This window comes from Vibrio sp. Y29_XK_CS5 (assembly GCF_024181835.1).
Lineage (GTDB): Bacteria > Pseudomonadota > Gammaproteobacteria > Enterobacterales > Vibrionaceae > Vibrio > Vibrio harveyi.
This window is the reverse complement of sequence record NZ_JAMZAM010000002.1, coordinates 225,747-240,652: the sequence shown is the minus strand read 5'-3', so window position 1 is coordinate 240,652 and position 14,906 is coordinate 225,747. Positions and strand designations below refer to the sequence as shown.

Genomic DNA, 14,906 nt, shown 5'->3' with positions numbered 1-14,906 from the left:
GGTAGGTATGTCATGGCAGAGCAATTTGCTAAAGCTTGGGAAGGTTTTGCTGCAGGCGACTGGCAAAACGAAGTAAACGTTCGTGATTTCATTCAGAAGAACTACACTCCGTACGAAGGCGACGAATCTTTCCTAGTTTCTGAAGGTACTGAAGCGACTAACAAGCTTTGGGCTAAGGTAATGGAAGGTATCAAACAAGAGAACGCGACTCACGCTCCTGTTGATTTCGATACTTCAGTTATCTCTACCATCACTGCTCACGATGCAGGCTACATCGAAAAAGACCTAGAAACTATCGTAGGTCTACAAACTGAAGCTCCTCTTAAGCGTGCAATCATCCCTAACGGTGGTATCCGTATGGTTGAAGGTTCTTGCAAAGCTTACGATCGCGAGCTTGACCCACAAGTTAAGAAAATCTTCACAGAATACCGTAAAACGCACAACGCTGGCGTATTCGATATCTACACTCCAGATATCCTAGCATGTCGTAAATCAGGCGTTCTAACTGGTCTTCCAGATGCGTACGGTCGTGGTCGTATTATCGGTGACTACCGTCGTGTTGCTCTATACGGTATCGACCGTCTAATGCAAGACAAGCTAGCTCAATTCAAGTCTCTACAAGAGCGTTTTGAGAACGGTGAAGATCTACAGATGACTATGCAGCTTCGCGAAGAGATCGCTGAGCAGCACCGTGCACTTGGTCAAATGAAAGTTATGGCTGCTAAATACGGCTGTGACATCTCTCGTCCAGCTGAAACTGCACAAGAAGCTATCCAGTGGACTTACTTCGGTTACCTAGCAGCTGTTAAATCTCAAAACGGCGCAGCAATGTCTCTAGGTCGTACTTCTACTTTCCTAGATATCTACATCGAACGTGATATCGCTGAAGGTAAGATCACTGAAGTTGACGCACAGGAAATGATCGACCACTTCGTAATGAAACTACGTATGGTTCGTTTCTTACGTACTCCTGAGTACGATGATCTATTCTCTGGCGACCCAATCTGGGCAACAGAATCTATGGGTGGTATGGGTCTTGACGGTCGTACGCTAGTTACACGTTCAAACTTCCGTTTCCTAAACTCTCTATACACAATGGGTCCTTCTCCAGAGCCAAACATCACTGTTCTTTGGTCTGAGCAACTACCTGAAGGCTTCAAGAAGTTCTGTGCAAAAGTATCTATCGATACTTCATCAATCCAGTACGAGAACGACGATCTAATGCGTCCAGACTTCGAGTCTGATGATTACGCAATCGCATGTTGTGTATCTCCAATGATCATTGGTAAGCACATGCAATTCTTCGGCGCTCGCGCTAACCTAGCTAAGACTCTTCTATACGTAATCAACGGCGGTGTGGATGAGAAACTGAAGATCCAAGTTGGTCCTCAAATGCCTAAGATCACTGACGAAGTTCTAGACTTCGACGATGTATGGGGCAAACTAGACCACTTCATGGATTGGCTAGCTAAGCAGTACGTGACTGCACTAAACAGCATCCACTTCATGCACGACAAGTACAGCTACGAAGCTGCGCTAATGGCTCTACATGACCGTGACGTTCGCCGTACTATGGCTTGTGGTATCGCAGGTCTATCTGTTGCAGCTGACTCACTATCTGCAATCAAATTCGCGAAAGTTAAACCAGTTCGTGACGAAGATGGCGTAGCAATCGACTTCGAAATCGAAGGCGACTACCCTAAATTCGGTAACAACGATGCTCGCGTAGATGACATCGCTTGTGAACTTGTTGAAGTGTTCATGAACAAGATTCGTCAGCTTAAGACTTACCGTGACGCAATCCCTACTCAGTCTATCCTAACTATCACTTCAAACGTGGTATACGGTAAGAAGACTGGTAACACGCCTGACGGTCGTCGCGCAGGTGCTCCTTTCGCACCAGGTGCTAACCCAATGCACGGTCGTGACGAAAAAGGTGCTGTAGCGTCTCTAACGTCTGTAGGTAAACTACCGTTTGCTCACGCTAAAGATGGTATCTCTTACACGTTCTCTATCGTACCTAACGCTCTAGGTAAAGATGAAGGTTCACAACGTGCTAACCTTGCTGGTCTAATGGATGGTTACTTCCACCATGAATCTGGCATCGAAGGTGGTCAACACCTAAACGTGAACGTTCTTAACCGCGAAACTCTAGAAGACGCTGTTAAGCACCCAGAGAAATACCCTCAGCTAACAATCCGTGTATCTGGTTACGCTGTACGCTTCAACTCTCTAACTGCAGAGCAACAAGCTGACGTAATCGCACGTACATTCACTGAGTCTCTATAAGACTGATTGAATTAGCACTTTAAGTGATAGAATAAAGGTCGATGCTGAAAAGCATCGACCTTTTTTTGTTTCTTGAACTAAAGTTGTGACATTACAAAAGATTTTGTCTGGGATCTTCCGTATGATGCGTAAAAAGCTTGCAAACATACACTATGAAACTCAGTAAATTATTCATCCTTGCGCTGCTATCACCGGCAGCAATCGCATCCACCAAATCCACAGTCTCTTTCACTCTCGATAACGATGGCATTTTTGGCGTTGACCAAGATTATACCAATGGTATTTTTCTCTCTTACGCGACTGAACAATTGCGTGAAGACGCAGAATGGAAATGGTTTACATTAAATGATTCTAGCCAAAGCAACGTCGATAAGATTGAATTAGTGCTTGGGCATAAAATGTACACGCCAAGTGACATCGAAGCCGACTACCCACTTGTCAACGATCGTCCTTACGCGGGCTACTTACATACTGAAATCAACTATATCTCACTCACCGCTGATAAAGCTGTTCGCTACAATTTCACTATCGGCGCAACGGGTGAGAGCTCACTGTCTGAAAAGGCGCAAGAGCTGGTTCATAGCATTACTGGTTCAACCGATCCACAAGGTTGGGATTACCAAATTGATGACGAGTTGGCATTTAGCGTCGGCTACCGAGCGTTCAACAAATTGATGCGTAGCGAAGGCAAAACGACACAGTGGGAAATTACCAACGTTAACGATATTAACGCAGGTAATTTCCGAAGTGACGTTTCACAAGGTGTCATGTTTCGTTGGGGTACTAACTTAGCCAACAGCATAGGTGCCGCAAACATCAGCGTTGAAAGTCCATTCCATGCCAGCATGTTAGCTAAGAGCACATCAAGTTGGTTCTTATTCACGGGCTTTGAAGGTCGTTACCGCTTTAACGATATCACTATTGAAGGCGACCGTTCAGGTCTACCAGAGCCATCAGACCAATATGATGTCACACTACAGAACTGGCAAGCGAGTGCCGTTGCAGGTGCGGCTTGGTACAACCAAAACTATGGCGCAAGCTTAACATTTACAGTGAAAACGCCAGACTATGAGGAAGCCCAAACTGACGTTTACGGTACAGGCTCTTTGTCTTTGTTCGCCTTCTTCTAAAGAAATCTCCCCATACGGCGTGTGAGTTTTCATTCGCCGTTGTCTTTGCTCAATATCTCGCCAACGAAAGCCCACTTAGACTGTTTTAACCCTGCAATTTGTAATAAAATAACGGTCAGAATTTATTAAAAATGAGAGCAAAAGATGTCAACAACTGGTCGTATTCACTCGTTTGAGTCATGTGGTACCGTAGACGGACCTGGTATCCGTTTTATCGTCTTCTTGCAGGGTTGCTTAATGCGTTGTAAGTATTGCCATAACCGCGATACATGGGACACGCATGATGGCAAGGAAGTTACGGTTGAAGAGATTATTGCTGAAGCAAAAACTTACCGTCACTTCATGAACGCATCAGGTGGTGGCATTACTTGTTCCGGTGGTGAAGCGATGCTTCAGCCTGAGTTCGTTCGTGACTTCTTCCGCGCTGCTCAAGCAGAAGGCATTCACACTTGTTTGGATACTAACGGCTACATCCGTAAACACACCGACGTGATCGATGAAGTGTTGGATGCGACTGACCTAGTCATGCTTGACCTAAAACACATGAAAGATGAGATTCACCAAGACTTCATTGGTGTGTCTAACCGTCGTGTTTTAGACTTTGCTCGTTATCTACATAAAATTGGTCAAAAGACTTGGATTCGTTATGTGGTTGTTCCTGGCTACACGGACGAACCAGAAGCCGCTCATATGCTTGGTGAATTCATTAAAGATATGGATAACATTGAAAAAGTAGAGCTTCTGCCATACCACAAACTTGGCGCACACAAATGGGAAGCGCTTGGTGTTGAATATCCTCTTGATGGTGTAAATCCTCCATCTAAAGAAACTATGGACGAAATCCAGTCAATTCTTTCCCAATACCACTCAAATGTGAAATACTAAGTAGCATTAGGTTATTGAATAGATTAAAAATACCAGCAACTTGCTGGTATTTTTTTACCTATACGTAGGTATATGTGTCTAACGGACCAGCAGGTCTTGTGCCCTATCCAACTCATATTAGACGTATTAGGAATACGAAACCGTAAGTAAAGCTCACAGGAAAAGCGTTGGGATAACACATGGATTGGTTTAATTTTGTTTCGATCATCATTATTTTCTGGGTCGTCGTCGTTTATTGTCTCCCCGATTGGCGAAGAATCGTTTGGCCTAAAATGGAACAAGAAAAGCCATTCCAACATTTAGTCTTCGCGACACTTTTCTTGATTAGCGTTTTGTGGTCTGCCCAAGCAGGGGTAAAAGAAGGGTTACAAATTCATTTCCTTGCTTTAACCACGCTAACTATGATGTATGGTTGGCGCATGGCTTTTCTATTTTGCATCCCTGCGATGGTCGTCAACCACTTGATTCATGACATATCGTTGTTGATGTTGCCAAGCGCGCTGGTGCTCTCTGCACTGATTCCAATACTTATCAGTTACAGCATCTTTCTTCTGAGTTACCAGTACTTACCACGTAACATCTTCGTATTCATTTTTGTGGCAGGATTCTTCAATGGTGCACTTACCGGCAGCCTCCACTTGCTGATCAATTCTTTTTACCACCTATCTGTGGGCCACTATGATTGGCAAACCATCCAGCACAATTACTTTGTGTTTGTTCCGTTACTCGCTTTCCCTGAAGGTCTTCTTAATGGAATGGCTTTAGCGGTACTGACCGTTTTTAAGCCTGAATGGCTGAGAGTTTTTTCGGACCGTGACTACATATACAACCATTATCACAAATAAGTTGTAACGCCCCATTCATACTGCATTTGTAAACTGGTTAAATTCGATAATTCTTGCCATTTTTCATATTAAATATGTGTTGAGATCATGTTTCACCTTCATCCGAAACGTTAACCTAAGCACATTAAAAATGTATTAGATTATTTAGTGAGGTCACCATGGAAATGTCAAACGCTCAACGTTTGATCCTATCAAACCAGTACAACCTAATGTCTCAACTTGATCCTAACAACGCGGCAAAATACAAGCGTCTACAGACAATTGTAGAGCGTGGTTACGAGCTACAAATGCGCGAGTTGAACAAAGATTTTGGCTGCATTACAGAAACCGAGTGTCGTGAAATCATCGACATCATGGAGATGTACCACGCAATGCAAGAATCAAACAAAATGCTGGATGACGAAGAGCGTGGTAAAGTCGACCAGCGTCGCCTTCAGTTCCTTGGCTTTGATATTGCGACAGAAGCACAACAAGTACACTATGTGCGCTTCCTAGTGGATTCAGAAGGTCTTTACCCTCAATTTGATAAAGCTGATCACCACTTCAATAGCCAAATGCCAATGTTAGACAAATACCGCCGCATGCTAAAAACCTGGCGCAACTGTCCTCGTCAATACCACCTATGTGCAAACGAGCTAGCACAAATCTTTAGTGCATAATTCAGCAAGTATTTGAAAAGGAGGGCAAAGGCTCTCCTTTTTTCTTTTCCCCTGTCACAAGTCAAGCTCATTCTATCAGCACAGTTTTATCTTTCATTCTCTAGACTTGTATACGAATCACTAATATCAGTGATTCAAAGCCAAATATCTGATTTCTATCACTCCTATTCACAACATAAATTTTTCAATCTCCAAACAGTGATTCAAATGTCACTTTTGCAATAAATTCATAATTGTTAAGCAAAATTGGAAATCCCCGACTAGGCTTAAAATGAGAAAGGGAGTGATTGAAAGGTACCTATCCATCGTTCTCCGTTGCAGTGAAAAAGTGTCCATAAAGCAAAGTCTTTGGTGTTGTCTAGCTTACTTCCAGTACAAACCAAACGTGATAACAGGACGTATAACTTCATACAACGAAGGGCATATCAAAGGTGGATAAGCCTGCGTCAACGTTCGTCGGTAGACTGACTAGTTAAAGGGGAAAGCGACATGAGTATTTTCGACCACTATCAATCAAGATATGAAGCTGCAAAAGATGAAGAGATGTCGTTACAGGATTTCTTAGCCCTGTGTAAAGACGACAAAAGCGCTTACGCTAATGCTGCAGAACGCCTACTGATGGCTATCGGAGAGCCAGAAGTCATTGATACAGCTCAAGATCCAAGACTGAGCCGTATATTCTCGAACCGAGTCATCTCACGTTATGAAACCTTCAAAGACTTCTATGGCATGGAAGATGCGATTGAGCAGATTGTTTCTTATCTCAAACATGCCGCACAAGGTTTGGAAGAGCGTAAACAAATTCTGTACTTACTCGGTCCTGTTGGTGGTGGTAAGTCATCACTTGCCGAAAAGCTAAAAGCCCTAATGGAAAAAATGCCCGTTTATGTGCTTAGTGCGAACGGCGAACGAAGCCCAGTTAACGATCACCCTTTCTGTCTGTTCAATCCGACAGAAGATGGCGAGATCTTGAAGAAAGAATACGGCATCGAACATCGTTACCTACGATCTATCATGTCACCGTGGGCAGCAAAACGTCTGCATGAATTTGGTGGTGATATCACCAAGTTCAAAGTGCTGAAAGTACGCCCTTCCATCCTCGACCAAGTGGCTATTGCTAAAACTGAGCCAGGCGATGAAAACAACCAAGACATTTCGTCCCTCGTTGGTAAAGTCGATATTCGTCAGTTAGAGCATTACTCACAAGACGACCCAGATGCCTACAGTTACTCTGGTGCGCTGTGTAAAGCGAACCAAGGTTTGATGGAATTCGTAGAGATGTTCAAGGCGCCAATCAAGGTGCTACACCCTCTATTAACCGCAACTCAAGAAGGCAACTTTAATGGTACCGAGGGACTGTCTGCGATTCCATTCGACGGTATGATTCTGGCTCACTCGAACGAATCTGAGTGGCAAACCTTCCGCAACAATAAGAACAATGAGGCGTTCTTAGACCGTGTGTACATAGTGAAAGTACCTTATTGCTTACGTGTGTCGGAAGAAGTGAAGATCTACCAGAAACTGCTTGAAAACAGTGAGCTTTCTAAAGCACCTTGCTCACCAAGTACGCTCGAAACTCTGGCACAATTTAGTATTCTTTCGCGACTTAAAGAGCCTGAGAACTCGTCCATCTTCTCTAAGATGCGAGTGTACGATGGTGAAACACTGAAAGACACCGATCCGAAAGCGAAGAGCTACCAAGAGTACCGTGACTACGCAGGCGTTGACGAGGGTATGAACGGTCTATCAACTCGTTTCGCCTTCAAAATCCTATCTCGCGTGTTCAACTTCGACCAAACGGAAGTGGCGGCCAACCCTGTTCACCTGTTCTATGTTATTGAACAGCAAGTAGAACGTGAGCAGTTCCCTTCAGAAATGGCAGAGAAGTACCTTGAATTCTTGAAAGGCTATCTAGTGCCTCGTTATGTCGAGTTCATTGGTAAAGAAGTTCAAACGGCATACCTAGAGTCTTACTCTGAGTACGGTCAGAATATCTTCGACCGTTACGTCACCTATGCAGACTTCTGGATCCAAGACCAAGAATATCGCGATCCAGAAACAGGCCAACTGTTCGACCGTGCTTCTCTAAATGCTGAATTAGAGAAGATCGAGAAAACAGCGGGCATCTCTAACCCGAAAGATTTCCGAAACGAAATCGTAAACTTTGTGCTTCGTGCGAAAGCCAATAACAATGGTCAAAACCCAGTTTGGACCAGCTACGAAAAACTGCGCACGGTAATCGAGAAAAAAATGTTCTCCAATACCGAAGAGCTGCTTCCGGTTATCTCATTCAATGCGAAAACGTCTTCTGAAGATCAGAAGAAACACGACGACTTTGTCGCTCGCATGATGGAAAAAGGCTACACCGAGAAACAGGTTCGCCTACTTTCTGAGTGGTACCTACGAGTACGTAAGTCATCCTAACCAGTTTGAGTTAGGTCGCTTGTGAAACATGAAGAGGGCTATTTCATGGCGCAATTTATAGACCGAAGGCTCAATGGCAAGAACAAGAGCGCTGTTAATCGACAGCGCTTCTTGAAGCGCCATAAAGAGCAGATTAAAGAGTCGGTAGCTGACGCAGTGAATCGACGCTCGATCACGAACACGGAAACGGGCGAAGACGTCGCAATACCGCACAAAGACATTAACGAACCTATGTTTCATCAGGGTAAAGGGGGCGTACGTGACCGTGTGCACCCTGGTAACGACCAATTTATCACGGGTGATAAAATTGAACGTCCGAAAGGTGGAGGTCAAGGCGGCGGTGCTGGTGAAGGCAATGCTAGCCCCGACGGCGAAGGTCAAGACGAGTTCGTTTTCCAAATTTCAAAAGATGAATATCTCGACATCTTATTTGAAGATTTAGAGCTACCAAATCTCGAGAAAAACCAAATTGCCAAAATCACAGAGTGGAAGACCCATCGCGCGGGTTATCAAACCGCGGGTATTCCATCCAACATTGCCGTCGTTCGCTCGTTACAACAATCTCTGGCGCGACGCACCGCAATGACAGCAGGTAAAAAACGTCTTCTTAACGAGCTAGAGGATGAACTAACTCGCATCAAGAACATTGAGCCTGCACAACAGCTCGAAGAAAATCGCTTGAAGAAGGAAATCGAAGAGTTACGTAAGAAAATCGAAAGCGTACCCTTCATTGATACCTTCGACTTACGTTTCAAGAACTATGAGAAGCGCCCTGTGCCATCGAGCCAAGCGGTCATGTTCTGTCTAATGGATGTATCCGGTTCTATGGATCAAGCCACCAAAGACATTGCAAAACGCTTCTATGTGCTTTTGTATCTTTTCTTAACTCGCACGTATGAGAATGTTGAAGTGGTCTTCATTCGCCACCACACCCAAGCGAAAGAAGTCGACGAGCACGAGTTTTTCTATTCGCAAGAAACGGGGGGCACTATCGTATCGAGCGCGCTCAAGCTGATGAATGAGATCGTTCAAGACCGCTACCCTGTGGGTCAATGGAACATCTACGCGGCTCAGGCATCCGATGGCGATAACTGGGCAGACGACTCACCCCGTTGTCGTGACCTACTCGTCAATAAGTTACTGCCAAATTGTCAGTACTATTCATACATCGAGATCACTAGACGTTCCCATCAAACGCTGTGGCATGAGTATGAAAAGCTTTCCGAAGCCTTTCCAAACTTCGCCATGAAAAACATCCGCTCTGTGGAGGATATCTTCCCAGTCTTCCGTGAACTATTCCAAAAAGAAAATGCGTAAGGAGGCTAGCGATGAATACCGCAACGACAAACCTTTCGGGGGAAGCCTCGAAGAAACGCAGAGATAATATGCTGCCAGATGGTCCAGACTGGACATTTGAACTGCTGGAGCGTTACCACAAGGAAATCAAGCGTGTCGCGGAGCTTTATCGCCTCGACACCTACCCTAACCAAATCGAAGTCATCACCTCAGAGCAAATGATGGACGCATACTCAAGCATCGGTATGCCTATCAACTACAACCACTGGTCGTTTGGTAAAAAGTTCATCCAAACAGAACAGAACTATAAGCACGGTCAAATGGGTCTAGCTTACGAGATCGTCATTAACTCAAACCCATGCATCGCTTACCTGATGGAAGAGAACACCATCACTATGCAGGCACTGGTTATTGCTCACGCATGCTATGGGCACAACTCATTCTTTAAAGGCAATTATCTGTTCCAAACTTGGACCGATGCCAGCTCTATCATCGATTATCTATTGTTTGCGAAGAACTACATTGCGGAATGTGAAGAGCGTTATGGTGTGCACGAAGTCGAGCAGCTTCTAGACTCTTGCCATGCACTTATGAACTTCGGCGTTGACCGTTATAAACGTCCTGAAAAGATTTCAATTAACGAGGAGAAAGCGCGTCAGGAAGAGCGTGAAGCTTACCTGCAATCGCAAGTGAACGAGTTATGGCGTACCGTTCCACAATCGAAAACCAAAGAAGAAGACATTAAAGTTCGTTTCCCTAGCGAGCCACAAGAGAACCTGCTCTATTTCTTTGAAAAACATGCTCCTCTGCTTGAGCCATGGCAACGTGAGATTGTGCGTATCGTGCGTAAGGTAAGCCAATACTTCTATCCTCAAAAACAAACTCAGGTCATGAACGAAGGCTGGGCAACATTCTGGCACTACACCATTCTTAATCACCTTTATGATGAGGGTTTGGTGTCTGAGAAGTTCATTCTCGAATTTCTACACAGCCACACTAGTGTGGTTGCACAGCCACCATATAACAGCCCTTACTTTAGTGGTATCAACCCTTATGCGCTTGGTTTTGCGATGTTCCGCGATATCAAACGTATCTGTGAAGAACCAACAGACGAGGACAAAGAGTGGTTCCCTGAACTAGCAGGAACAGACTGGTTAGACGCGGTTCACTTTGCCATGCATAACTTCAAAGATGAAAGCTTTATTAGCCAATACTTATCACCGAAGCTCATGCGTGATTTCAAGTTGTTTGCCATCAATGACGATGATCGTAAAAACTTCATCGAAGTTGCCGCCATTCACGATGAGATGGGTTACCGACGCATTCGTGAAACGCTAGCTGCGCAATATAACTTGGCGAATTTAGAGCCAAATATTCAGGTGTTTAACGTAGATGTCCGCGGTGACCGCTCATTAACGCTGCAATATGTCCCCCATAACCGTATTCCTTTGGATAACAGTTATGAAGAAGTACTTAAGCATGTATATCGCTTGTGGGGCTTCGACGTAATTTTGGAAGAAGTCAAAGACACCGGACACAGAGAGATCCTCTCAACATGTCCAAAACGCAATCAGTACGACACCAATATCTAACCGATACAGCTTCCAATCTATCGTAGATACAAAAAGGCTCCTCAACGAGGAGCCTTTTCTAATTTTGAAATCAATACCAAGCTTATTGTGCTTGATTAGCGACAATCGCACGTACTGCCTCTAAATCTTCTGGCGTATCCACACCGGCTGCTGGCGCTTCTTTTGCAACTTCCACATGAATCTTTTCGCCGTACCAAAGTACGCGAAGCTGCTCTAGGCACTCGATTTGTTCAAGTGCACTTGGCTGCCAATTCACATAGGTATTGATGAAACCAGCACGGTAAGCGTAGATGCCGATGTGACGCATCAATGGGTTCGCGATTGTTTTGTCTTGTTTAGCAAAGTTGTCACGATCCCATGGAATCGTTGCTCGGCTAAAATACATGGCATAGCCACGCTCATCCGCGACCACTTTTACTGCATTCGGGTTGAAGACTTCCTCTTCCGATTCGATCTCCACCGCAAGCGTTGCCATGGGCGCATCGCAACCTGCTAAGTTATCAGCCACTTGGCGAATGATAGACGGCGGAATCAATGGTTCATCACCCTGAACATTCACCACAATGTGGTCTGCAGGAATCGCCATTTTCTCTACTACTTCGGCTAGTCGCTCAGTGCCAGATTCGTGGTTTGGCGAGGTCATACAAACCTTGCCACCAAACTGCTCTGCTGCCACTGACACTCGCTCATCGTCAGTTGCAATAATCACATCTTCTGCACCCGCTTGTAACGCTTGCTCGTAAACCCATTGGATCATAGGTTTACCACCAATATCTGCCAATGGCTTACCTGGTAAGCGGCTTGACGCATAGCGTGCAGGAATGACAACCGTAAAAGACATTAGCGTCCCTCGTCCATGCTCATGGTTCGAGCTTCTGGCTCAAGCAGAACAGGAATACCCTCTTTTATTGGGTAAGCAAGGCGATCCAATTTGCAGATCAACTCTTGATTATCTTTATCGTACGTCAGCTTACCTTTGCACACAGGGCAAGCTACAATCTCAAGCAGACGGTGATCCATAAGTCGCTTTAACCTCTTTTATTCGATTTAAAATTCGCTCTGCATCGTTTGATTCAAACTGAGCAGAAACAGGCAGATACCACCAATTATCTTGCGCATAGCTGTCACATTTGACGGCATCTTTTTCTGTCATAATCACATTCGCCCCTTGTTGAGCCAATGCGTGCAATTCTTGCTGGTCAAAGTCTTGATGGTCGGCAAAACCTTTCGTTACTTTAACGTCAGCGTTCATCGCATTAAGTGTATTAAAAAATCGTGGCGGATGTCCGATCCCAGCAAATGCAACGAGGTCTTGCAGTTCGCTCACCTCGACTTGCTGTTTTGTCTTTAAATTAACGGCTTTCGATGGCGCTAAAGACATTGGCATTTCGTTTTGCTGAGCTTGACCACCGTTAGTGATAATAAAATCGACGTTAGAAAGACGCTCTACCCCTTCGCGAAGCGGGCCAAGCGGTATAAGGCTTTCATTACCAAAGCGACGATTACCATCAACAATAACAAACTCGATATCTCTCTCAAGCGCGTAATGTTGAAGCCCATCATCCGTAACAATGATATCAACACCCACTTCTAGTAATGCTTTCACTGCATTAACACGGACTGGATCCACTGCCACTGGTGCGCCAGTTCTGCGATAGATAAGCTTAGGTTCATCACCACAATGTTTAGCAGGCGTACTATTATCAAGCAATAACGGATATTGCGGTGCTTTCGCGCCATAGCCTCTAGACACCACTCCAGGCTTAAAACCAAGTTGCTGCAATTGCTCTACTAGCCACACCACAACTGGGGTTTTGCCGTTCCCACCAGCAGTAATGTTACCAACAACGACAACAGGTACAGGCGCTTTATACGCTTGTTTTTTTCCAGATTGGTATTGTTGTCGCTTAGACTTACTAATTGCACCGAATAGCAGACTAAGTGGCCACAGTAGCGGCCACAGTAAGTACTTGAGAGGGTGGTTTTCGAACCAGATTTTTTCAATCACAGCGCTTAAGCACCAAATTGGATTCGGTGAAGTTGGGCATAAGCGCCATCTTTTGCGATTAAATCGGCATGGCTACCACGCTCAACAATTGCACCTTCGTCCACAACCAAAATTTCATCTGCATTCTCAATCGTAGACAGGCGGTGGGCAATCACCAATACGGTTTTGTCTTTCTGTAGCTCATCCAGAGCAGATTGGATTGCACGTTCAGATTCGGTATCTAAAGCAGATGTTGCCTCATCAAGAATAAGAACTGGCGCATCACGTAATAAAGCTCGAGCAATTGCTACACGTTGACGCTGCCCACCAGAAAGGCTTGCACCGTTCTCACCTATCATCGCGTCGAGTCCACCATCCATCTTACTGATGAACTCCATCGCATGAGCTAGGCTGGCTGCGCGTTCAATGTCTTCACGTGAATACTTGCCTTCTGTTGCGTAAGCAATATTGTTCGCAATCGTATCGTTAAACAGATGCACGTTTTGCGAAACCAGAGCAAACTGCTCACGTAAGTTTTTCAGCTCATAGTCACGGATATCATGACCATCAAGTGAGATAGCACCGCCACTTACATCGTAGAAACGGTTAAACAAATTCGCAATGGTACTCTTACCTGAACCTGAGCGCCCCACTAAGGCAACTGTTTTGCCTCGTGGAATATCAAAGCTGACATTTTCCAATGCAGGCTTTTCAGAACCTTCATAGGTAAAGCTTACATCTTTCACTGCAACGTCGCCTTTTGCTCGCTCGACAGTGAATTTGCCTTCGTTCTTTTCTGTATCCAAATCCACAAGAGCGAACAAGGTTTGGCTCGCCGCCATACCACGTTGGAACTGTGACGTTACGTTTGTTAGTGCTTTCAATGGACGCATCAAACCAAACATCGCAGAGAATACAACAGTAAATGTACCCGGCGTTAACTGGTCTTTAATTGAGTCAATACTTGCAAGATAAAGCACCACAACAATAGCAATAGACGCAATCATCTGGATGATTGGGTTTGCCGCTGCTTGAGCTGTCACCAACTTCATGCTTTGTTGGCGCATTTGGTTACTTACTTTCTCGAAGCGTTTACCTTCGATATCTTGGCCGCCATAACTCAGTACTACTTTGTGACCTTTCAGCATTTGCTCTGCAGAGGCAGTCACATTGCCCATCATCGTCTGCATGTTTCTCGAGATCTTTCTGAATCGCTTAGAAACAACGCTAATACCAAAAGCAACAACAGGTGCAACAGCAAACAAAACCAAAGACAATTGCCAGCTGTTATAGAACATCAGAACCAACAAACCAATGATGCTTGCGCCTTCACGCACAATGCTAACTAGCGCAGAACTAGTCGCCGCTGAAACTTGTTCAGAGTCATAAGTAATTCGAGAAAGTAGATTGCCTGTTTTTTCTTTATCGAAATAAGAAACAGGCATATGCATAAAGTGATTAAACACCATGCGACGGATTTGCATTACCACATTGCCGGATACCCAGCTCAGACAATAAGTAGAGACAAACCCGCTCACACCACGAATAAACATCATGGCGAAAACGATAAGTGGAAGTGTACGTAGAAAATCAGATTCCGCACTACCAAAACCTTCATCTAGAAGCGGTTTTAGCAAGGAGATCATGTAGGTATCAGAGATAGCATTAACAACCAATGCTACAACAGCAACGATTAGACCTGACTTATAAAGGCGAATAAATTGCCATAGACGCTTAAACGTCTGCCAAGTCGTTTCATCAGTATTTATCGACATAGAAGTGCTTTGTTTTCTTACATT

The 14,906-nt window shown here is 44.7% G+C and carries 12 protein-coding genes; 8 read left to right on the top strand and 4 right to left on the bottom strand.

Annotated features, from left to right (window positions below; all coding sequences use genetic code 11):
* Positions 1-12: 12 nt before the first annotated feature.
* The 8 genes from pflB (at position 13) to NL647_RS11275 (ending at position 11,120) form a co-directional block, all read left to right on the top strand.
* Entirely contained in the window at positions 13-2,289 is a 2,277-nt protein-coding gene (gene pflB, locus NL647_RS11310; RefSeq protein ID WP_038898170.1) for a formate C-acetyltransferase, read from the top strand.
* Between the two features lie 152 nt (positions 2,290-2,441).
* A complete protein-coding gene (locus NL647_RS11305) occupies positions 2,442-3,419 on the top strand; it encodes a lipid A deacylase LpxR family protein (protein ID WP_009698308.1) in 978 nt (325 codons plus the stop codon).
* A gap of 144 nt (positions 3,420-3,563) precedes the next feature.
* Positions 3,564-4,304, top strand: coding sequence for a pyruvate formate lyase 1-activating protein (gene pflA / locus NL647_RS11300; protein ID WP_005446703.1), 741 nt, complete (start codon positions 3,564-3,566; stop codon positions 4,302-4,304).
* A gap of 179 nt (positions 4,305-4,483) precedes the next feature.
* Entirely contained in the window at positions 4,484-5,149 is a 666-nt protein-coding gene (locus NL647_RS11295; RefSeq protein WP_253650157.1) for an energy-coupling factor ABC transporter permease, read from the top strand.
* Between the two features lie 158 nt (positions 5,150-5,307).
* Positions 5,308-5,808, top strand: a complete 501-nt coding sequence (locus NL647_RS11290; RefSeq protein WP_005431701.1) for a YfbU family protein — start codon at positions 5,308-5,310, stop codon at positions 5,806-5,808.
* A gap of 489 nt (positions 5,809-6,297) precedes the next feature.
* Positions 6,298-8,232: a PrkA family serine protein kinase gene (locus NL647_RS11285; RefSeq protein WP_005431706.1), complete on the top strand. Its 1,935-nt coding sequence runs from the start codon at positions 6,298-6,300 to the stop codon at positions 8,230-8,232.
* Positions 8,233-8,277: 45 nt separating this feature from the next.
* Positions 8,278-9,549: a YeaH/YhbH family protein gene (locus NL647_RS11280; RefSeq protein WP_005446701.1), complete on the top strand. Its 1,272-nt coding sequence runs from the start codon at positions 8,278-8,280 to the stop codon at positions 9,547-9,549.
* Between the two features lie 11 nt (positions 9,550-9,560).
* Positions 9,561-11,120, top strand: a complete 1,560-nt coding sequence (locus tag NL647_RS11275) for a SpoVR family protein (RefSeq protein ID WP_005446699.1) — start codon at positions 9,561-9,563, stop codon at positions 11,118-11,120.
* Positions 11,121-11,202: 82 nt separating this feature from the next.
* Here NL647_RS11275 and kdsB read toward each other — a convergent pair whose 3' ends face one another.
* Genes kdsB through msbA form a run of 4 tightly spaced genes read right to left on the bottom strand, consistent with a single transcriptional unit; the run spans position 11,203 to position 14,882 of the window.
* Positions 11,203-11,961 carry a 3-deoxy-manno-octulosonate cytidylyltransferase gene (gene kdsB, locus NL647_RS11270; RefSeq protein ID WP_050921482.1) on the bottom strand — a complete coding sequence of 253 codons (759 nt, stop codon included), beginning with the start codon at positions 11,959-11,961 and terminating at the stop codon, positions 11,203-11,205.
* Positions 11,961-12,140, bottom strand: coding sequence for a Trm112 family protein (locus tag NL647_RS11265; RefSeq protein WP_005378451.1), 180 nt, complete (start codon positions 12,138-12,140; stop codon positions 11,961-11,963). Before NL647_RS11265 ends, kdsB begins: the two co-directional genes overlap by 1 nt.
* Positions 12,121-13,128 (bottom strand): tetraacyldisaccharide 4'-kinase, encoded by a 1,008-nt coding sequence (gene lpxK, locus NL647_RS11260; RefSeq protein WP_029790263.1) that lies wholly within the window; start codon positions 13,126-13,128, stop codon positions 12,121-12,123. Before lpxK ends, NL647_RS11265 begins: the two co-directional genes overlap by 20 nt.
* A gap of 5 nt (positions 13,129-13,133) precedes the next feature.
* Positions 13,134-14,882 (bottom strand): lipid A ABC transporter ATP-binding protein/permease MsbA, encoded by a 1,749-nt coding sequence (msbA, locus tag NL647_RS11255; protein WP_005446696.1) that lies wholly within the window; start codon positions 14,880-14,882, stop codon positions 13,134-13,136.
* Between the last annotated feature and the right edge of the window lie 24 nt (positions 14,883-14,906).